Source organism: Pseudomonas sp. JL3 (genome assembly GCF_031570575.1).
In the GTDB taxonomy this organism is placed as follows: Bacteria; Pseudomonadota; Gammaproteobacteria; order Pseudomonadales; family Pseudomonadaceae; genus Aquipseudomonas; species Aquipseudomonas cucumis.
In genome coordinates this window covers 498,285-518,064 of sequence record NZ_JAKWJK010000001.1, presented here as the reverse complement: position 1 = coordinate 518,064, position 19,780 = coordinate 498,285, and the positions used below count along the sequence as shown (strand labels likewise).

The 19,780-nt window shown below is 60.8% G+C and carries 18 protein-coding genes; 7 read left to right on the top strand and 11 right to left on the bottom strand.

Features of this window, described 5'->3' with window-relative positions:
- Positions 1-2: 2 nt before the first annotated feature.
- Positions 3-1,109, bottom strand: a complete 1,107-nt coding sequence (locus MMG91_RS02150) for a cytochrome P450 (protein WP_310658578.1) — start codon at positions 1,107-1,109, stop codon at positions 3-5.
- An 81-nt stretch (positions 1,110-1,190) separates the two neighbouring features.
- Here MMG91_RS02150 and MMG91_RS02145 point away from each other — a divergent pair, with 81 nt between their 5' ends.
- The gene (locus MMG91_RS02145; RefSeq protein ID WP_310658577.1) at positions 1,191-1,955 is read left to right on the top strand and encodes a metalloregulator ArsR/SmtB family transcription factor; all 765 of its coding nucleotides are present in this window, start codon (positions 1,191-1,193) and stop codon (positions 1,953-1,955) included.
- Here the strand turns inward: MMG91_RS02145 and MMG91_RS02140 are convergent.
- Positions 1,952-2,560 (bottom strand): LysE family translocator, encoded by a 609-nt coding sequence (locus tag MMG91_RS02140; protein ID WP_310658576.1) that lies wholly within the window; start codon positions 2,558-2,560, stop codon positions 1,952-1,954. The two genes, MMG91_RS02145 and MMG91_RS02140, sit on opposite strands and share 4 nt — an antisense overlap.
- Before the next feature lie 105 nt (positions 2,561-2,665).
- Here MMG91_RS02140 and MMG91_RS02135 point away from each other — a divergent pair, with 105 nt between their 5' ends.
- Positions 2,666-3,592 carry a LysR substrate-binding domain-containing protein gene (locus tag MMG91_RS02135; protein ID WP_310658575.1) on the top strand — a complete coding sequence of 309 codons (927 nt, stop codon included), beginning with the start codon at positions 2,666-2,668 and terminating at the stop codon, positions 3,590-3,592.
- Here the strand turns inward: MMG91_RS02135 and MMG91_RS02130 are convergent.
- The 6 genes from MMG91_RS02130 to MMG91_RS02105 form a co-directional block, all read right to left on the bottom strand.
- The gene (locus MMG91_RS02130) at positions 3,582-3,923 is read right to left on the bottom strand and encodes a hypothetical protein (protein WP_310658574.1); all 342 of its coding nucleotides are present in this window, start codon (positions 3,921-3,923) and stop codon (positions 3,582-3,584) included. The genes MMG91_RS02135 and MMG91_RS02130 overlap by 11 nt on opposite strands.
- Positions 3,924-4,058: 135 nt before the next feature.
- Positions 4,059-5,078: a branched-chain amino acid aminotransferase gene (locus MMG91_RS02125; protein ID WP_007937620.1), complete on the bottom strand. Its 1,020-nt coding sequence runs from the start codon at positions 5,076-5,078 to the stop codon at positions 4,059-4,061.
- Positions 5,079-5,246: 168 nt separating this feature from the next.
- A complete protein-coding gene (gene lpdA, locus MMG91_RS02120; RefSeq protein ID WP_310658573.1) occupies positions 5,247-6,629 on the bottom strand; it encodes a dihydrolipoyl dehydrogenase in 1,383 nt (460 codons plus the stop codon).
- Positions 6,630-6,632: 3 nt separating this feature from the next.
- Complete coding sequence (locus MMG91_RS02115) at positions 6,633-7,901, bottom strand: dihydrolipoamide acetyltransferase family protein (protein ID WP_310658572.1); 1,269 nt, start codon at positions 7,899-7,901, stop codon at positions 6,633-6,635.
- Positions 7,902-8,960: an alpha-ketoacid dehydrogenase subunit beta gene (locus tag MMG91_RS02110; protein WP_033054499.1), complete on the bottom strand. Its 1,059-nt coding sequence runs from the start codon at positions 8,958-8,960 to the stop codon at positions 7,902-7,904.
- A gap of 1 nt (position 8,961) precedes the next feature.
- Complete coding sequence (locus MMG91_RS02105; protein WP_008071303.1) at positions 8,962-10,197, bottom strand: 3-methyl-2-oxobutanoate dehydrogenase (2-methylpropanoyl-transferring) subunit alpha; 1,236 nt, start codon at positions 10,195-10,197, stop codon at positions 8,962-8,964.
- A 185-nt stretch (positions 10,198-10,382) separates the two neighbouring features.
- On the opposite strand from MMG91_RS02105, the gene bkdR reads away from it, so the two are divergent.
- Positions 10,383-10,871, top strand: coding sequence for a Bkd operon transcriptional regulator BkdR (gene bkdR, locus MMG91_RS02100; RefSeq protein ID WP_017339472.1), 489 nt, complete (start codon positions 10,383-10,385; stop codon positions 10,869-10,871).
- A gap of 101 nt (positions 10,872-10,972) precedes the next feature.
- On the opposite strand, the gene MMG91_RS02095 is transcribed toward bkdR, so the two are convergent.
- On the bottom strand, positions 10,973-11,836 hold the full coding sequence (locus tag MMG91_RS02095; protein WP_305506356.1) for an MBL fold metallo-hydrolase: 864 nt from the start codon (positions 11,834-11,836) through the stop codon (positions 10,973-10,975).
- Between the two features lie 163 nt (positions 11,837-11,999).
- Here MMG91_RS02095 and MMG91_RS02090 point away from each other — a divergent pair, with 163 nt between their 5' ends.
- The 4 genes from MMG91_RS02090 to nahK all read left to right on the top strand — a co-directional run bounded on the left by MMG91_RS02090 (position 12,000) and on the right by nahK (position 18,198).
- The gene (locus MMG91_RS02090) at positions 12,000-12,806 is read left to right on the top strand and encodes a sulfite exporter TauE/SafE family protein (RefSeq protein ID WP_310658571.1); all 807 of its coding nucleotides are present in this window, start codon (positions 12,000-12,002) and stop codon (positions 12,804-12,806) included.
- Between the two features lie 209 nt (positions 12,807-13,015).
- Complete coding sequence (locus MMG91_RS02085) at positions 13,016-14,200, top strand: porin (protein ID WP_305449402.1); 1,185 nt, start codon at positions 13,016-13,018, stop codon at positions 14,198-14,200.
- A 271-nt stretch (positions 14,201-14,471) separates the two neighbouring features.
- Entirely contained in the window at positions 14,472-15,635 is a 1,164-nt protein-coding gene (gene nosP / locus MMG91_RS02080; protein ID WP_310658721.1) for a nitric oxide-sensing protein NosP, read from the top strand.
- A complete protein-coding gene (gene nahK / locus MMG91_RS02075) occupies positions 15,604-18,198 on the top strand; it encodes a hybrid sensor histidine kinase/response regulator NahK/ErcS' (protein ID WP_310658720.1) in 2,595 nt (864 codons plus the stop codon). Before nosP ends, nahK begins: the two co-directional genes overlap by 32 nt.
- Before the next feature lie 152 nt (positions 18,199-18,350).
- On the opposite strand, the gene MMG91_RS02070 is transcribed toward nahK, so the two are convergent.
- Together MMG91_RS02070 and MMG91_RS02065 are read right to left on the bottom strand one after the other, a co-directional pair.
- The gene (locus MMG91_RS02070) at positions 18,351-19,016 is read right to left on the bottom strand and encodes a response regulator transcription factor (RefSeq protein WP_030129370.1); all 666 of its coding nucleotides are present in this window, start codon (positions 19,014-19,016) and stop codon (positions 18,351-18,353) included.
- A gap of 57 nt (positions 19,017-19,073) precedes the next feature.
- A complete protein-coding gene (locus MMG91_RS02065) occupies positions 19,074-19,631 on the bottom strand; it encodes a PQQ-dependent catabolism-associated CXXCW motif protein (protein WP_310658570.1) in 558 nt (185 codons plus the stop codon).
- Positions 19,632-19,780 lie beyond the last annotated feature (149 nt).

Sequence of the window (19,780 nt, the reverse complement as noted above, 5' to 3'; positions counted from 1 at the left end):
TTTCAGGCAAAGAGCGGAATGCGGCCGTTCAGGGAAGGGCGGTAGTGCCAGGTCAACCGGTCCAGCGCGGGTTTCATGGTCCGAATTTTGCTCAGCGTCGCACTGGCAATGCTCATGGCCAGCACCTGTCCCGGACATTGATGACGCCCCGCGCCGAAAGTGAAGCTGCGGCGGTTCGGGCGGTCGAGCAGGAACGTGTCGGGATCATCATTAAGTTGCGGATCGCGATTGGCCGAGGCCAACAGCACCAGAATGACGTCGCCGGGGTTCAGGCTGACACCATCGATTTCACACGGCGCGGTGACGAAGCGGCGGGTGTTTTGCACCGACGGGTCGAAGCGCTGGACTTCAGCGATCAGGTCATCAACTGGAGCCGAATCCAACTGTGGGTTTCGAATCAACGCCAATAGCGCATTACCGATCAGCCCGGCAGTGGCTTCACAGGTCTGGGAGAAAAGGCCAATCAGGTTGGCGATCAAGGTTTCAGGATCGGTCGATGTCGCCGCGAAACGCTGCCGGATACCGGTGAGCAGGGCGCTTCGATTGCTTGGGTCGTCCAGAAGCTCGATGAAATAGCCCTTCAGCTGTTCCGCCGCGACATGGGCAGCGTCCAGTTGCGCCTGATCGCTGAGTGGCGACAGGCAGGCGACGAAGTCGGCGGTCAGCTCGCTGATGGCCCGGCCCTGAGCCGGAGAGAACCCCAGCAACGCCGCCACCACACAGACTGGCCCGCGAAACATCGCCGCGTACAGCCCATCGGCGCCCGGAGTGATCAACCGAGCGCCGACCAATGCATTGACCTCGTTCACGTCGATCAACGCCAGCCCCGGCTCAATCGCCGCCCTCGGGCAACGCTGTCGTGCGCCCTCGTTCATCCGCATCAACTGACTGAACACCTTGCCGGCCATGCCTTGAGCAATGGCCTTGGGCACCGGCTCGTGGGACGGCCGCACATGACAGTCCGGATGCGCCAGCACGGCGGCAGCGGCTCGGGCGCTGCTGGCTACCCACAGTTTCAGTCCTTGATGAAAAACCAGCCCACCCTCGGCGCGCAATTGCGCGTAGTAAGGGTAAGGATCGGCGTGAGTCGCAGCGATGATCGGGTCCATGGGTCGCAGCCTTATCGGTGGTTGAGAAGTGTTGCTACTATCTCCAGTTCGAAAGGGCCTTGATTCGTCCGGGAGCGAAATATGAACGCAGAACAACACGACATTGGCGTCTCCCAAGTGGCGGCCGCGATTGCCGAGCCGGCCCGGACGAAAATCCTCTGCTCGTTGATGGACGGCCACGCCCGCACCAGCACCGAGCTGGCAGCGGTTGCCGAAGTCAGTGCCTCGACCGCCAGCGCTCACTTGGCCAAGCTAAAGGAACTGGCGCTGGTGCGTTTGCACGTTCAGGGTCGCCATCGCTACTACAGCCTCGCAGACAAACGCGTGGCCCAAGCGCTGGAAGCGCTGATGGTGATCGGCCAGAACGCCGCGCCGAGGTTCAACCCGCGCACCCCGGATCGCCTGCAATTTGCCCGCACCTGTTACGACCACATGGCCGGCACGTTGGCGGTGTTACTGCATGACCGGATGATCGAAGCGGGGTGGTTGTTGGAAACCGATGAGCAGGTTTATCGACTGAGCGAAAGCGGCGAAGCGTTGTTCGAAGGGTTGGGTATCGACGTCAATAACCTCAGCACCTTGCGCCGTCGCTTCGCCTGCCCGTGCCTGGACTGGAGCATGCGCCGGCCGCATCTGGGCGGTGCCTTGGGCGCGGCGTTGCTGCAAACGGCGATCAAACGCAAATGGGTGACGCAGGACCTGGACAGTCGGGCGTTGGCGTTGACGATGGTGGGGCGTAAGGAACTCAGTCGCCGCTTCGCCGTTGACCTTCCGGTTCAGGGAACGGCAGCACCACTCACATCCACCGAGAACAAGCGCCGCGCGATCGCCAGTCCTGCGGCTTAGCGACTGGCCGAGGCCATGAGCACGCCAAAGCCGGCGAAGGTCACGCCCGAGACTTTCGCGGTCAGCCAGGAACCCTTCGGGCTCGATAACCAGCCTTTGGCGGCATTGGCGAGCAAGGCATAGCCGCCATGCACCAGGATCACCAATACGCTGTAGGAAGCGACCAGTTTGAAGAACTGGGCGTAGAAGTGCGCCGAGGTGTCGATGAATTGCGGGAACACCGCCAGAAAGAAAAACACCGCTTTGGGGTTCAATAGCTGCATCGAAGCCGCTTCGAGGAAGCGATAGCCAGGGCTTGAGGGCCGCGTTTCAAGCAGCGTGCTGAAACGATCCGAGCGCCAGCTTTTGTAGCCCAGGTACAACAAATAGGCGGCCCCTGCGTACTTCAACGCGGTAAAGGCGTTCGCGGAGGTGCTGAGTATCAGGCCAACACTGGTGGCGCTGATGGCGGCGACGACGAACGCCCCCGACGCGATCCCCAGAATGCCCGGCACCGCTCCCGTCCAGCCGTGGCGCACTGCGTTGGACAGGGTCAGGACCACGCCAGGCCCCGGGCTCAAAATGGTCAGGGTGGCGAAAAGTACAAAGAGTCCGTAGCTGTTCATGTCTTGCTCCGTCAGGTGACGCTGGCTGCGTTCTGGCAGATTGGCGTGACGACGAGGGCGTGACAAACGCTTTAATTGCAGCGCATAGGTGACTAAATTAGACGCATGAAAAATCCACTACCGCCTCTTAATGCTGTTCGCGCCTTTGCCGTTGCTGCTCGTCATCAGAGCTTCAGCCTGGCGGCCGAAGAGCTGCATGTCAGCCACAGTGCCGTCAGCCGGCACATCAAATTGCTTGAGGAGTACTTGGGCGTGCTGTTGTTCGAGCGACGCATCCGTCAATCGGTGCTGACGCCGGCCGGCCAGCGCTTTTATGAGCAGGTCAGTGCCGGGCTGTCGCAGATCGCCAACGCCGCCGCTGCACTCAAGCAACATGCCTCGCTGCCTACCGTGAAGATCAATGTGCGCCCGTCCTTTGCCGTGCTTTGGCTGACGCCCAGGCTGGCGGATTTCATTGCGCAGCACCCCGGCATCAAACCGCAGGTGATTACTCAAACCCAGGCGCCCGATCAGGCACGCGACGGGTTCGATATCGTCATTCGCCGTGGTCGTGACGATTGGGCACCGGCGATTGAGGCGCGAGCACTGTTCGAAGACGAATTGTTGCTGGTCGCGGCGCCATCGCTGATCGAGCGCCTGCCGCTTGAAGACCTCACGTCCCTGAGCCGCCACACGTTACTGACCGCCAAGGCCCGCCGCGAAGACTGGCACAATTGGGCCATGCACTTTGACCAAAGTCAGTCAGCCGCTCAGGTCACCCGGCAGTTTGATCACATGCACCTGGTGCTTCAGGCCGCCGTGGAGGGACAGGGCCTTGCCTTGTGCCCGACCTCTTTGCTGGGCAACCATCTGTTGAGTGGACACCTGATCTGCCCGTTGCCCGAGTTGCGCATGCCGTTGCCGCGTTATTACTACGGTGTTGCGCTGGACGTGACCGCGCACGCACGGATCTTTGTGGAGTGGTTGTTTGCCCGGATTGCTCAGGATGAGCTGAGTTGGCAAACGCCTCGTGCCGTGACCGCTACGCCCTGAAGTCCCAGACGATCTCCACCACCCGCACTGCGAGCACCAGGTAAACCAGCCCCAGGATGATCTGAAACGCCGTGTGATACGGCAACCTGGACAGCCGGCGTATTCCGTCGCTGACATTGAGCAGCATCAGTACTGCCGACACCAGGATCAGCCCCCAACCAGCGAGGCTTGAAGCGAACAGTCCCATAAACACGTGATGGCCGCCGTGCAACGCGTTGGTGCCCGCCGCGAATAGCAGGGCACACACCAGCAGGTTCTTGATGTTGTCGAATACTTGCGTGGTGAAGTCGGTGTCCAGCAAGGCCAGATACTTTCGCCAGAGTTTTCCCATGGTTTTGGTGGCACCTGTTAGTGGCTGTTACACGTGGCAAGTCTAGTGACGTTTTCCACGAAACGCGGACGAAAAAAAGCCCGGCCTTCAACGTGAAGGCCGGGCTTTTGTGTTCAAACGGACAGTCGCGTCAAATCAAACCTTGACGATCCAGCCCGCTGGCGCCTCGATGTCGCCAGTCTGTACACCGGTCAGCTCTTTGTAGAGCTTCTGGGTGACCGGGCCGACTTCGGTCTCGCTGTGGAACACGTGCAGCTTGTCGTTGTAGCTGATGCCGCCGATCGGGGTGATCACCGCGGCGGTGCCGCAAGCGCCGGCTTCCTTGAAGTCGGACAGCTTGTCGATGAACACGTCACCTTCGACCACTTCCAGACCCAGACGGGTTTTAGCCAGCTCGATCAACGACAGACGGGTGATGCCCGGCAACACCGAAGGGGAATTCGGGGTGACGAACTTGTTGTCGTGGGTGATCCCGAAGAAGTTGGCCGAGCCGACTTCTTCGATTTTGGTGTGGGTCATCGGGTCCAGGTAGATGGCGTCGGCGAAGTGCGCCTTCTTGGCCTGGGAGCCTGGCATCAGGCTGGCGGCGTAGTTGCCACCGACCTTGGCCGCGCCGGTGCCTTGTGGGGCGGCACGGTCGTAGCTGGAGATCAGGAAGTTGTGCGGGGTCAGGCCGCCCTTGAAGTAGGCACCGACCGGGATGCAGAAGATCGAGAAGATGAACTCGGGCGCGGTACGCACGCCGATGTTGTCACCCACGCCGATCACGAACGGGCGCAGGTACAGCGCGCCGCCGGTGCCGTAAGGCGGAATGAAACGCTCGTTGGCGCGGACCACGTCCTTGCACGCTTCGATGAACTGTTCGGTGGACACCTGCGGCATCAGCAGGCGCGCGCAGCTGCGTTGCATGCGTGCGGCGTTCTGGTCCGGGCGGAACAGGTTGATCGAACCGTCTTTGCAACGGTAGGCCTTCAGGCCTTCGAAGCACTGCTGGCCATAGTGAAGGGCAGTGGAGCCTTCGCTGATGTGCAGCACGTTGTCTTCAGTCAGGGTGCCTTTGTCCCACTCGCCATTACGCCAGTGCGACAGATAGCGCTTGTCTGTCTTGATGTAGTCAAAACCCAGCTTGTCCCAATTGATGCTTTCGTTACCCATGACACCCTCTATCACTTAACAACCGTCGAAACGGTTCAAGGCTTCTGACATTTTTCTGGATGGGGACAACAATACTTCATTCCGGGCCCATTTCGCAGCCCGGATTGCAGTTACTGATCGTACTGATCGTTCCCACGCGGAGCGTGGGAACGATCAATCAGGTCCGGTTTACAGGTGCAACGCGTGGCCCAAAGCACGCAACGCAGCTTCCTGCACCGCCTCGCCGAGCGTCGGATGTGCGTGGATGGTGCCGGCGATGTCTTCCAGACGAGCGCCCATTTCCAGGCTCTGGCCGAACGCCGTCGACAACTCCGACACGCCTACACCGACAGCTTGCCAGCCGACGATCACATGATTGTCACGGCGCGCCACGACTCGCACGAAGCCGCTTTTCGACTCCAGCGTCATCGCCCGGCCATTGGCGGCGAACGGGAAGCTGGACACGATGCAGTCCAGCCCCGAAGCCTTGGCCTCGTCCGGGGTCTTGCCGACCACCACCAGTTCCGGGTCGGTGAAGCACACGGCCGCGATGGCGGTCGGGTTGAATTCGCGGTGTTTGCCGCTGATCAGTTCGGCGACCATCTCGCCCTGAGCCATGGCGCGGTGGGCGAGCATCGGTTCGCCGCTCAAGTCGCCGATGGCGTAGACGTTGCGCATGCTGGTCTGGCAACGGTTGTCGATCTTGATCGCCGAACCGTTCATGTCCAGATTCAAGGCTTCGAGGTTCCAGCCTTGAGTGTTGGGTTTGCGACCCACGGCCACCAGTACCTGATCGGTTGCAAGATTCAGGATGTCGCCGTTCGGGTCACGAACTTGCAGCGTATTTCCTTGTGAATCAAAGCCTTCGACGCTGTGTTTCAAGTAAAGCTTCACATCGAGTTGCTTGAGTGCTTCATGCACCGGATGGGTCAGTTCGGCGTCGTAGGCCGGCAGGATGCGATCCTGCGCCTCGACCACACTGACCTCGGCGCCGAGTTTGCGATAGGCAATCCCCAGCTCCAGGCCGATGTAACCGCCCCCGACCACGACCAACCGTTTCGGCACGCTTTTCGGCGCCAGCGCTTCGGTGGAGGAGATGATCGGCCCGCCAATCGGCAGCATCGGCAGGTTGACGCTTTTCGAACCGGTGGCCAGCACCAGGTGCTCGCACTGAATGCGCGTGTCGCCGACTTCAACGGTTTTGCCGTCGATCACTTTGGCCCAGCCTTGAATGACCTGGACCTTGTGCTTCTTCAACAGTGCCGAGACGCCGGTGGTCAGGCGATCAACAATGCCATCCTTCCATTCGACGCTCTTGCCGATGTCCAGGGTCGGCGCCGACACGCTGATGCCCAACGCCGAGTATTGGCTGTGATGTTGTGTCTGGTGGAACTGTTCGGCGACGTGGATCAACGCCTTGGATGGAATGCAGCCGATGTTCAGGCAGGTGCCGCCCAAGGATTCGCCTTCCACCAAAATGGTCGAAATGCCCAGCTGACCAGCACGGATCGCCGTCACATAACCGCCGGGGCCGCCGCCAATGATCAGCAGTGTGGTGTTCAAAATCTGCATGTCTTACTCCACAAACAAGGTGGCGGGTTGTTCGAGCAAGCCACGGATGGCCTGGATGAATTGCGCCGCGTCCATGCCATCGACCACGCGGTGATCGAAGGAGCTGGAGAGGTTCATCATCTTGCGAATCACGATCTGGCCTTTGACGACCATCGGCCGTTCGACGATTTTGTTCACGCCGACGATCGCCACTTCCGGCAGGTTCAGCACCGGGGTGCTGACGATGCCACCCAGGGCACCGAGGCTGGTCAGGGTGATGGTCGAGCCGGACAGTTCATCGCGGCTGGCCTTGCCAGTGCGTGCGGCGGTGGCAAGACGGGAGATTTCTGCGGCGCTGTCCCACAGGCTCCGGGCTTCGGCGTGACGCACCACCGGCACCATCAAGCCGATGTCGGCTTGGGTGGCGACGCCCACATGCACCGCGCCGAGGCGGGTAATGACTTGCGCTTCGTCGTCGTAACGGGCGTTGATCTGCGGGAAGTCGCGCAGGGCCACGACCAGCGCGCGAACCAGGAACGGCAGCAAGGTCAGCTTGCCGCGGGTCGCGCCGTGTTTTTCGTTCAGGTGTGCGCGCAGTTCTTCGACGGCGGTGACGTCGATTTCTTCGACGTAGCTGAAGTGGGCAGCGCGCTGGGTGGCGTCCTGCATGCGCTGGGCGATCTTGCGGCGCATGCCGATTACCGGGATTTGCTGTTCGTCGTTGCGCTGGGCGTAAGCGGCGGTGGCGGTCGATGCGTTCGACTGACCCTGAGCCAGATAAGCTTCGAGGTCTTCGTGCAGAATCCGCCCGGCAGGGCCGGTGCCACGCACCAGACGCAATTGAATACCGAGGTCCAGCGCATGTTTGCGCACGGCCGGGGAGGCCAGCGGACGCTCATCGGCCTCGCGCGCGACCATCGGTCCCTGGCATACGGCGGCCGGGCGAGGCGCCGCAACCACTTTGCTTTCAACAGCGGCTTCAACTTTTGGTGCTGCAACCGGCGCTTCTTTAACTGCGGCAGGCTGAGCCGACTCTTTAACGTTGCCCGCGCCTTCAACTTCAATGCTGATCAGAATGCTGCCAACCGCCATGACTTCACCAGGCTGGCCACCCAGGGCAATCACCTTGCCATGTACCGGGGACGGAATATCGACCATCGCCTTGTCGGTCATGACATCGGCCAGCACCTGATCCTCGACGACCATGTCGCCGACCTTGACGTGCCACTGAGACAATTCAACTTCTGCAATGCCTTCGCCAATGTCCGGCATCTTAATAACGTGCGTGCCCATTCAGACCTCCATAACCCGATGCAAAGCCGCGCCCACACGGGACGGACCAGGGAAATACGCCCACTCTTGCGCGTGCGGGTAGGGAGTGTCCCAACCGGTGACGCGCTCGATCGGCGCTTCCAGGTAGTGGAAGCAATGCTCTTGCACCAAGGCGACCAGTTCGGCGCCGAAGCCACAGGTGCGGGTCGCTTCGTGAACGATCACGCAACGGCCGGTTTTCTTCACTGATTTGACGATGGTGTCTAGGTCCAGCGGCCACAGGCTGCGCAGGTCGATGACTTCGGCGTCGATACCGGTTTCTTCAGCCGCCACTTGCGACACATAAACCGTGGTGCCGTAGGTCAGGATGGTCACGTCCTTGCCCGGACGGGTGATGGCGGCGACATCCAGCGGCACGGTGTAGTAACCGTCTGGCACCTGTGCGGCCGGGTGTTTCGACCACGGGGTTACCGGACGTTCGTGGTGACCGTCGAACGGGCCGTTGTACAGACGTTTTGGCTCGAGGAAGATCACCGGGTCATCGTTTTCGATGGAGGCGATCAACAGGCCTTTGGCGTCGTAAGGGTTGGACGGCATGACGGTACGCAAACCGCAGACCTGAGTGAACATCGCCTCGATGCTCTGGCTGTGGGTCTGACCGCCATAGATGCCGCCACCGCAAGGCATGCGCAGGGTCATCGGTGCGGTGAACTCGCCGGCCGAGCGATAACGCAGGCGTGCTGCTTCGGAAATGATCTGGTCCGACGCCGGGTACACGTAGTCGGCGAACTGGATCTCGGCCACCGGCCGCAAACCGTAAGCGCCCATGCCCACGGCGACGCCAACGATGCCGCTTTCGGAGATCGGTGCGTCGAATACACGGGAGGTGCCGTACTTGTTCTGCAGACCTTCGGTGCAACGGAATACGCCGCCGAAGTAGCCCACGTCCTGGCCGAACACCACGACGTTGTCGTCACGCTCAAGCATCACATCCATGGCCGAGCGCAGGGCCTGGATCATGGTCATGGTGGTCGTGGTCATGGCGGTTTCCAACTCGATTTTGTTGTTGTGATCGTTCATGTCAGATCCCCAACTCTTGACGCTGGCGCTTCAAGTGCTCCGGCATCTCTTTGTAGACGTCTTCGAACATGGTCGCGGCGCTCGGAATCTGGCCGCCGGCGAGGGTGCCGTACTGCTCGGCTTCTTTCTGCGCGGCGATCACTTCGGCTTCCAGCTCGGCGCTGACCGCGACGTGTTCCTCTTCGGACCACTGACCGATTTTGATCAGGTGCTGTTTGAGGCGCGCAATCGGGTCGCCCAACGGGAAGTGGCTCCAGTCGTCGGCAGGACGGTATTTGGACGGATCATCAGACGTCGAGTGCGGGCCGGCGCGGTAGGTGACCCATTCGATCATGGTCGGGCCGAGGTTGCGGCGCGCGCGTTCGGCGGCCCAGGAGGAAGCAGCGTACACCGCGACAAAATCGTTGCCATCGACCCGCAGGGAGGCGATGCCGCAACCGACGCCGCGTCCGGCGAAGGTGGTGGCTTCACCACCGGCAATCGCCTGGAAGGTCGAGATCGCCCACTGGTTGTTGACCACGTTGAGGATCACCGGCGCACGGTAGACGTGGGCGAAGGTGAGGGCAGTGTGGAAGTCCGATTCAGCGGTGGCGCCATCGCCGATCCAGGCCGAGGCGATTTTGGTGTCACCCTTGATCGCCGAAGCCATGCCCCAGCCCACGCCCTGAACGAATTGGGTGGCGAGGTTGCCGGAAATGGTGAAGAAACCGGCATCTTTTACCGAATACATGATTGGCAACTGACGACCCTTGAGCGGATCGCGCTCGTTGGACAGCAGTTGGCAGATCAGGTCCACCAGCGGTACTTCGCGGGCCATCAGGATGCTTTGTTGACGGTAGGTGGGGAAGCACATGTCGTCGATGTTCAAGGCCAGGGCCTGGGCGCTGCCGATGGCTTCTTCGCCAAGGCTTTGCATGTAGAACGACATTTTTTTCTGACGCTGGGCGACCACCATGCGGTTGTCGAAAATCCGGGTCTTGAGCATGGCGCGCATGCCTTTACGCAGGATCTCGACGGGTACGCCTTCAGCCCACGGGCCGAGGGCATTGCCCTGGTCGTCGAGCACGCGAATCAGGCCTTTGGCCAGGTCGGCGGTGTCGGCCGGTTCAACGTCAATTGGGGGTTTGCGCACCAAGCCTGCGTCAGTCAGATGCAGGTAGGAGAAGTCGGTTTTGCAGCCGGGGCGGCCCGAAGGTTCGGGAACGTGCAGGCGCAGCGGTTCGTACGCTTGGTTCATGGCTTCTACGCTCGATCTTGTGAATTTCTTGTAGTGAGCTGGCAGTCATTCTTCGGTAAAAGAATTCTTGTCCTACAACAATCATAGGCCGGCCCAAGAAGAATATTTCTCTCTGTTTCGTTGCGCCTGAGGTCATTTGAGGATAAAAAATCTGCATAAACATAAAAAACAGGTGGTTTTGTCTCATGCGCAAACTGGACCGTACCGATATCGGCATTCTCAACAGCCTTCAGGAGAACGCGCGCATCACCAACGCCGACCTCGCGCGTTCGGTGAACCTGTCGCCGACGCCGTGCTTCAATCGGGTCAAGGCGATGGAAGAACTGGGGCTGATTCGCGAGCAAGTGACGCTGCTGGATGCCGACCTGCTGGGGCTGCATGTGAACGTGTTCATTCACGTCAGCCTGGAGAAACAGGTGGAGGAGGCGTTGCAGCATTTCGAAGAGGCGATCTCGGATCGCCCGGAAGTGATGGAGTGCTATTTGATGGCCGGCGATCCGGACTACCTGATCCGCGTGCTGGTGCCGACCATTCAGTCGCTGGAGCGCTTCATGATGGATTTTCTGACCAAGGTGCCGGGGGTGGCGAACATCCGTTCGAGCTTTGCGCTCAAGCAGGTGCGGTATAAGACGGCGTTGCCGTTGCCGGCGAATGGCCTGACCCTGGCCAACTGATCGTTGCCGCCAGGGACGCTCCGCGTTCCGCTTCCGGATGTGACGCAGAGCGTCACGGGATGCATTCCCACGCGGAGCGTGGGAACGATCGATGGCGTGGGTCAGAGTTGGTTCAGGGGGATCTTCAGGTAAGTCACGCCATTCTCTTCCGCCGGTGGCAAATTCCCCGCCCGCACATTCACTTGAATCGCCGGCAACAATAATGTCGGCATGCCCAACCCGGCATCGCGCCGGGTGCGCATGGCGACGAATGCGGCCTCATCAATGCCATCGTGAATATGAATATTGCTTTTGCGCTGCTCGCCAACCGTGCTCTGGCATTGCGGGGCGCGACCCGGGGGCGGGTAATCGTGGCAGACGTAAAGCCGCACGCTGGCGGGGAAGGCCAACAGTTTGTGGATCGAGGCAAACATCTGGTTGGCGTTGCCGCCAGGGAAGTCGCAGCGCGCAGTGCCGACGTCTGGCATGAACAACGTATCGCCCACCAGAATCACATCGCCGTCGATCAAATAAGCCATGTCCGCCGGGGTGTGCCCGGGAACGTGCAGGGCCGTGGCCTTGAGATTGCCGATTCGGAATGACTCGTCCGGCGCGAACAGGTGATCAAACTGTGAACCATCGACGCTAAATCCCGGTTCGAGGTTGAACAGCGTCTTGAACACCCCCTGAACCTTGCTGATCGACTCACCAATCGCAATCTTGCCCCCCAGTTCCCGACGCAAATAAGGCGCGGCGGACAGGTGATCGGCATGGGCATGGGTTTCCAGCAGCCATTGCACCTGCAACTGGTGTTCGCGCACGAAGGCTATGATTTTGTCAGCCTGGACGGTCGCGGTGCGCCCGGCGGCGGGGTCGTAATCCAGCACCGGATCGACAATCGCGCAATGCCCGCCATCGTGCTCGTAGATCACGTAGCTGTAGGTCGACGATGCGGGGTCGAGGAAGGCTTCAATCAAGGCGGGCATGGTGGCCGTTTCTGTTTGGACAAGCCTTGAGGGTAGTTTCATTTTCCCTGCGTTGACCAGCCCCGCATCAATTCAATTAATGAAAAAAACTGTGCGGGCTCTATCCTGTCACTCAATCGATACCGGGCGTCCCCGGCCTTTTTTCGCGGATCATGAGTGTTTTATGTTGCTGGCAAGTTTTTTTGGCCTGGTCATGGGCCTGGTGCTCGGTTTGACTGGCGCCGGTGGCGGTATTCTTGCAGTGCCGGCCCTGGTGCTCGGGCTGGGTCTGACCATGACCCAGGCGGCGCCGGTCGCGTTGTTCGCGGTGGGCTGTGCGGCGGCAATCGGTGCGGTCGACGGTTTGCGCCATGGCCTGGTGCGCTATCGCGCGGCGCTGTTGATTGCTTTGCTCGGCGCGGTGTTTGCGCCGGTGGGTATCTACTTCGCCCATCAGTTGCCGGAAAAGATTCTGAAGGTGCTGTTCAGTTTGCTGATGATCATGGTGGCCTGGCGGATGCTGCGCCCGGAAAAGCTCGACGACGGCCCCAGCGATCACGGCCATGCCAATTGGGGTCAGAAAAACTGCATGCTCGATCAGCAGACCGGGCGTTTTTCCTGGACCGCCAAATGTACCGCGACCCTCGCCGCCCTCGGTGCGGTGACCGGCGTCGTCTCGGGGCTGCTCGGGGTCGGTGGTGGTTTTCTGATTGTGCCGGCGTTCAAGCAACTGACCGATGTGCAGATGCGCGGCATCGTTGCCACGTCGTTGATGGTGATCAGCCTGATTTCGATCATCGGGGTGATCGGCGCTTTTCACGCCGGGGTACGGATCGATGGTTTGGGCGGGTCGTTCATTGTCGCCAGCATCGTCGGGATGATCCTCGGTCGAAAACTCTGCGCGCGGGTGCCGGCCCGGGGACTGCAGATCGGCTTCGCCAGCATCTGCGTGGTGGTCGCCGCTTACATGCTGTTTAGAGCGCTCGCCTAGCGCGCACCGGTTCCTGTGGACGCCTGTGGGGGTCACAGGCTTACACCCTAAGTTCCGGGCCTGGCCGGCGGGTGGTCTTACGCCGAATTTGCCGCGCGCCACCGGCCTGCCCAAAGCACCTGACAATCGCCCCCAAGGCAGCGTATGACGCCGCCGGTCAGCTTTCGATAATCGCCTCCGACATCAAGTCCCCCGTTGCGGAGCGCGCCATGCACAACAATAAGAACTTCAAGCATCGTTTCTTGCCGGCCTTCATCGCCAGCCTGTCGTCCCTTGGTTTGAGCTCAATGGCCGAGGCCGAGATCATGCTGTACGACAAGGACCAGACCACGTTCTCCACGGATGGCTATATCAACGCCTTCTACGTCAACAGCGATGTGGACCGGGCTGGCGAGCAGTACGACCGGCGTCAGGCGCGGGTGAAGATGGGGTTTCTGCCCAACTACCTGGGTTTCAACATGGGCAAGCAGGTCGATGACCTCAAGCTCGGCGCCCGCGCCTCGTTCTGGGTGACCATCAACGACAGCGAAACCAACGGTACCGACACCGCCATCGACGTGCGGCAGTTCTACGGCACAGTGGCCAACCCGGAGTGGGGCGAGGTGCTGATCGGCAAGGACTTCGGCCTGTTTGCCCGCTCCAACATCCTGCTCGACGAACTGCTGGCCGGTTACGGGCAGGTCAGCGATACGTTGGGCCTGGTGGACGGCGGCGGGGTGTCGTTCGGCAACATCGGCAGCGGTTACCCGTACCCGTTCCCGACGTCGCAGATTACCTATCGCACCCCGGTGATGGACGGTTTGCGGGTGGCGGTGGGGATCATGGACCCGGTCGACACCAACGACAGCAGCGCGACGGGCAAGGCGTACCAGGAGAACCCTCGCACCGAGAGCGAGATCACCTATCAATTCGACGTCGGCGGGGCGAAGATTTACAGCTGGCTCAACGGCAGCTACCAGACTTCGGACAACACCGATTCCAGCGTCGAGTCCGTCACCTCCAAAGGCGTCGGTTACGGCGTGCAGGCGAAGATGGGCGGGCTGTCGCTGACCGGCTCCGGTTTCCAGGCCAAGGGCATCAACCCGTTCTTCACCAACAACGCCGGCGAACCGACCCTGCGCAATGTCGACAGCGACGGTTACCTGTTGCAGGGCTCCTACAAACTGGGCAAGAACCGACTGGCACTGTCTTACGGCAAGACCGAGGACGACGGCAACGGCGTGGTGGGCAGCGGTGCCGATTACGAGACTCGCGGCGTTGCGCTGTTCCATGACGTCAACGACAACCTCAAGCTGGTGGCCGAGTACAACCAGTTCGAAATCAACGGCCACGACACTAGCGCCCAGAATGAAGACACCGATACGTTTGCGGTGGGGGCGGTGTTGACCTGGTAGGGGCTGACTAACCACTACTTGTGGCGAGGGAGCTGGCTCCCGTTGGGTCGCGAAGCGGCCCCGATTCTGGTCGCGCATCGGCCAGTATTAGGGGACTGCTTCGCAGTCCAGCGGGAGCAAGCTCCCTCGCCACAATTGCGCTGGTGCGCCATTAATCAGACCCTCATTCTCATCCCATCGAACCACCCACCCACTACCCAAGTAGCATTCGTCGCAACCCGCTGACTTCGTACACTCGTGCCTCATACAGGCGCACCGGCGAGGGGCAATGATGCAGCAGGTTCACAACGACGGTGTAGTCAGTGCCATGTCCCAGGCCACCGATGCCCAGCAAGCGGCCCAGGACCTGGCGCGACAACTTTTGCACCCGCATTTGGGCTTCGTGCTGTTCTTCTGTTCCGCCGAGTACGACTTGCAGGCGCTGGGCCAGGCGTTGCAGCAGAGCTTCGGCGGCATTCGCCTGGTGGGCTGCACCAGTGCCGGCGAAATCACTCCCCAAGGTTATGGCCGCAGCTGCGTGACCGCGGTGGGCTTCGATCATAGGCACTTTTCCATTTCCACCGAACTGATCGATGAAATGGAGCATTTCAGCCTGATCGATGCCCAGCAAATGGTCGAGCGCCTGGTCAGTGGTTGTCGCAGCAACACCCTGGCGCCGATCAAGGGCAACAGCTTTGCCCTGACCTTGCTCGATGGCTTGTCCAGTCGTGAAGAAATGGTGCTCGCCGCCTTGAGCGCGGCGTTGGGCGATATTCCGCATTTCGGTGGTTCGGCCGGCGACGACAACTACCTGACCCACACCCACGTGTATTTCGGCGGCGAGTTTCACAGCGGCGCGGCGGTGGTGGTGCTGGTCAATACCTGGCTGGACTTCGAAGTGTTCACCACCCATCACATCCTGCCCAGGGTCGAAAAACTGGTGGTCACCGCCGCCGACAGCGCCTCGCGCCGGGTGTTCGAACTCAACGCCGAACCAGCCGCCGAAGAGTACGCCCGGCACATCGGCGTGGCGGTGGCAGACCTCGATTACCGAGTCTTTGCCGCGCACCCGTTGGCAGTGCGGATCAACGATCAGTATTACGTGCGGGCGATCCAGCAGGTTCATCCGGACCTGAGCCTGAGTTTCTACTGCGCGGTGGAAAACGGCATCGTCCTTACCGTCATGCGCCCCGGCCCCATGCTGCCGAACCTGCAAAACCTGTTCGACGGTTTGCAGGAACGTCTCGGCGACCTGCTGCTGACCATCGGCTGCGACTGTTTTCTCAGGCGCCTGGAACTGGAAGATGCCGGCAGTCTCGAGCAGATCGGCGCGTTCCTGCGGGAGCAACGGGTGATGGGTTTCAACACCTACGGAGAACAGTTCAATGGCATGCACATCAACCAGACCTTCACCGGGGTTGCCATTGCCCGAGGACGCATCCCTGGACAGCGTTGACCTGCAGGCGCAGATCGCCAGCCTGCGCCACGAAAACCACAAACTGCAGCGCATCAATGGCGCGCTGATCGAGCGCATCGAGTCCGGGATCACCCGGGGCAACGACCCGTATGCGGCGTTCCAGCATTCGGTAGTGCTGGCCGAGCAGGTGCGTGAGCGCACCGATGCCTTGAACCAGGCCATGGCCGAACTCAAGGCCGGCAATCACTTGCTCAGCGAAGCGCGGCTGCGGGCCGAAACCGCCCACCAACACTTGATCGACGCCATCGAAAGCATCTCCGACGCCTTTGTGCTGTTCGATGCCGAGCAGCGAATCGTGCTGTTCAACAGCCGCTTCAAGGCGTTCTGGGGCAACAGCCGCGTGCGGATCAACGCCGGGATGCGCCTGCGCGAGGTCAAACGCTTGATGACCTCGACCGGGCTGTTCAGCGAAGAGCCCCGGGGGCATGCCGATGAAAACCTGCTCTACCGCCTGCACAACGGGCGCTGGCTGCAAGTCAGTGAACGGCCGACCCAGGAAGGCGGGCGGGTGATCCTGTTCACCGACATTACCGACGTCAAACTCAGCGAAACCCTGCGCCGCGAGCAGGCCGTGGCGCAGAAGTCGCACTTGTTGCAACGAGCGGTCGACAACCTGTCCCAAGGGGTGGCGATGGTCAACGCCGAGGGCATTCTGGAACTGTGGAACCGACGCTTTCTGGAACTCAGCGGCCTGGCTCCGGTGGCGGCCCATCGGCCGTTCGCCGAGGTGATCGCCGACAGTGAACTGAACCTGCTGACCCCGGCCAGCCGCGATGCCAACGGGCGGTACGTGCAGGAATGCGAGCAGCGCCTGTACGATGGCCGGGTCCTGGAAATCCGCACTCATCCATTGCCCACCGGCGGTTTCGTCAATACCTTCACCGACATCACCGAACGTTATCAACACGCCGAAGCCCTCAGCGAAAGCGAGCGCTGGATTCGCCTGATCACCGACCATGTGCCGGCGCTGATCGCCTACCTGAATGCCGATCTGGTCTACGAATTCACCAATAAAGTCTACGAAGAATGGTACTGCTGGCCCCGGGGCGTGATGCTCGGGCAGAGCCTGCGCGAAGTGCACAGCGAACAGCACTATCAGCGCCTGGAGGCTTACGTGGCCCGCGCCCTGGCCGGCGAAAGCGTGACGTTCGAGTTCGCCGAAACCAACATCAACAATCAGGAGCGCTACATGCTGCGCTCCTACGTGCCCAATCGCCTGGCCACCGGGGAAGTGGTGGGGATTTTCGTATTGATCCGCGACATCACCGAGCGCCGCCGCACCGCCGAGGCGCTGCATCAGGCTTATCAGAACCTTGAATTGCGGGTGCGCGAACGCACCACCGAACTGACCACTCTCAATGACCAATTGCGGCGTGAAATCGATGAGCGCCGCCGAGTGGAGTCGCGCTTGCGCGAAGCCAAGCTCGAGGCCGAGCAGGCCAACCTGTCGAAAACCAAGTTTCTCGCGGCGGTCAGTCACGACCTGCTGCAACCGCTGAATGCCGCGCGGCTGTTTACCAGCGCTTTGCTGGAACGCCGGGAGCCGGTGGCCAACGAGAATCTGGTGCGCAACGTCAGCAATTCCCTGGAAGACGTGGAAAACCTGTTGGGCACCCTGGTGGACATTTCCAAACTCGATGCCGGGGTGATCAAGGCTGACATTGCACCGTTTGCCCTCAGCGAATTGCTGGAAAACCTCGCCGCCGAATACACCCAGGTGGCCCGCAGCGAAGGTCTCGAGCTGCATTTCATCCCGTGCTCCGCGTTGGTGCGCAGCGACATTCAGTTGCTCGCGCGGATCCTGCGCAACCTGCTGAGCAATGCCATTCGCTATACCTACAGCGGGCGAGTGGTGCTCGGTTGCCGGCGGCATCACCAGCGGTTGACGATTGAAGTCTGGGACAGCGGCATGGGCATTGCCGAAAACCGCCTGGAGGAGATTTTTCAGGAGTTCAAACGCGGTGACGTGCAACGCCCGGATCAGGATCGCGGTTTGGGGCTGGGTCTGGCGATTGTCGAGAAAATCGCCCGTATTCTTGGTCATCGCATTCATGTGCGTTCATGGCCGGGCAAAGGCTCGATGTTTTCCGTCGAAGTGCCTTTGAGCGCCACAGCGCCGAAGGCGTTACCGAATTTGTTGATGAGTGAACCGATGCTCGAGCGCCTGCGCGGTGCCCGGGTGTGGGTGCTGGACAACGACGCGGCCATTTGCGCCGGGATGCGCACCTTGCTCGAAGGTTGGGGCTGCCGGGTGATCACGGCGTTGTCGGAGGAGGACCTGGCGCGGCAAGTGGATAACTATCACGACGAAGCCGACCTGCTGATTGCCGACTATCACCTGGATGACGAGAAGAATGGTGTCGACGCCGTGGCCCGGATCAACGCCCGCCGCGCCTCGGCGATCCCGGCGATGATGATCACCGCCAACTACAGCAACGAACTCAAACAGCAGATCCGCGAACTGGGCCACACCCTGATGCACAAACCGGTGCGGCCGATGAAACTCAAGACGGCGATGAGTCATTTGCTCGGCAGGCCTTGAGTTTTCTTTGATCGTTCCCACGCTCCGCCGGCCTTGATCGTTCCCACGCTCTGCGTGGGAATGCCTCACCGGACGCTCTGCGTCCGCTCTTTGGGAGGCGGAGCGTCCCTGGCTGCATTCCCACGCGGAGCGTGGGAACGATCGATGTGAGCTCAACGCCGAAGATACGACCCGAAATCAATATCCCCGGCACTCAATATCGCCTGCACCCGATTGTGCACATTGAGTTTGCGCAAGATCGCCGAGACATGAGCCTTGACCGTGGTTTCGGCGATTTCCAGGGTGTAGGCGATCTGTTTGTTCGATTCACCTTTGGTCATGCGTTCCAGCACCAGCAACTGCTTGCGGGTCAGCGCCTGGAGCAATTCGGGCGGGAAGCTCGGGGTGTCATTCATCCGGCGATGGGTGGCGCTTTTTTGCGTGCGGATGATGTCCGGCGGCAGGTACACATTGCCATTGAGAATCTGCTGGATCGCCTCGGTCATCTGTACCCTTGGCGATGACTTGGTGATGAACCCCACTGCGCCATAGGTGATGGCTTGCAGCACGATCTGCTTGTCCTGTTCGGCCGAGACGATCACCACCGGAATGGTCGGCGCCTCGTTGCGCAGGTTGATCAGGCCATTGAGGCCGTGCATGCCAGGCATGTTCAGGTCGAGCAGGATCAGGTCCAGGTCATCGTGTTCCTGGGTCAGGGCCAGGGCACTGTCGAGGTCCGCGGTTTCCATGACCTCGCTGCCGGGGAAACCGTCGCTGATGACGTTATGAATAGCTTCGCGAAACAGCGGGTGATCGTCGGCAATCAGAATTTTGTACATGGCCTTTCACCTCATTATTTTTTTGATCAGGGTGTGGCAACAACGCAAGCGCTCAAGTCAGGGAAAGGGCTCGGGCCGGGCCGGCGTCAGGGGCAGATTTGCCGCTTGCCACGCATCCAGTCCGTCGCGGTACCAATACAGTGTTTTATAGCCCATGGAAGCGGCGCGTTTTACCGCGTTCCAGCTCAACCAGCAATCGGAGCGGCAGTAAAAGACCAACGGTCGCGTCAGATCGCCCGCCGTCAATTGCTGCAGATGGCGCGAGAAATAATCCTGCCACGGGGGCGTCAGGTCGCCGTCACCGGTATTGGCCAGCCAATGGCTGCCGGGCAGGTTTTCGTGGGGCTCGTCTTCGATGAAACGGCCTTGCAGCCATTGCCGGCGGTAGACATCGATCAGCAGCGGTTGCGGCGTCTGCTTGAGCAGGTTTTGCAGGGCGGGCGTGTCGATGATACTCGCGCCCTGGAGCTGGGTCGGGGTCGGGCTGCGGTATAAACCGATGCGATAACCTTCGGCGGAGAACAGCGCTGTTTCGGCTTGCGCGGCGCCCAGCAACAGGCTCAACGACAGCGCGGCGAGGGAAGGGCACAGCAGAACACATCGTGCACGCGGCATGGGGTTCAGTCCTTATAGTTATGAACCCATTACATGCCAGTAGCGGTGCGTTGTGAATGCGACGATAGACAGGTAAACCAGTACTAAAGTAGTAATTTTGCCCGTTGATCGTTCCCACGCTCTGCGTGGGAATGCCTCACCGGACGCTC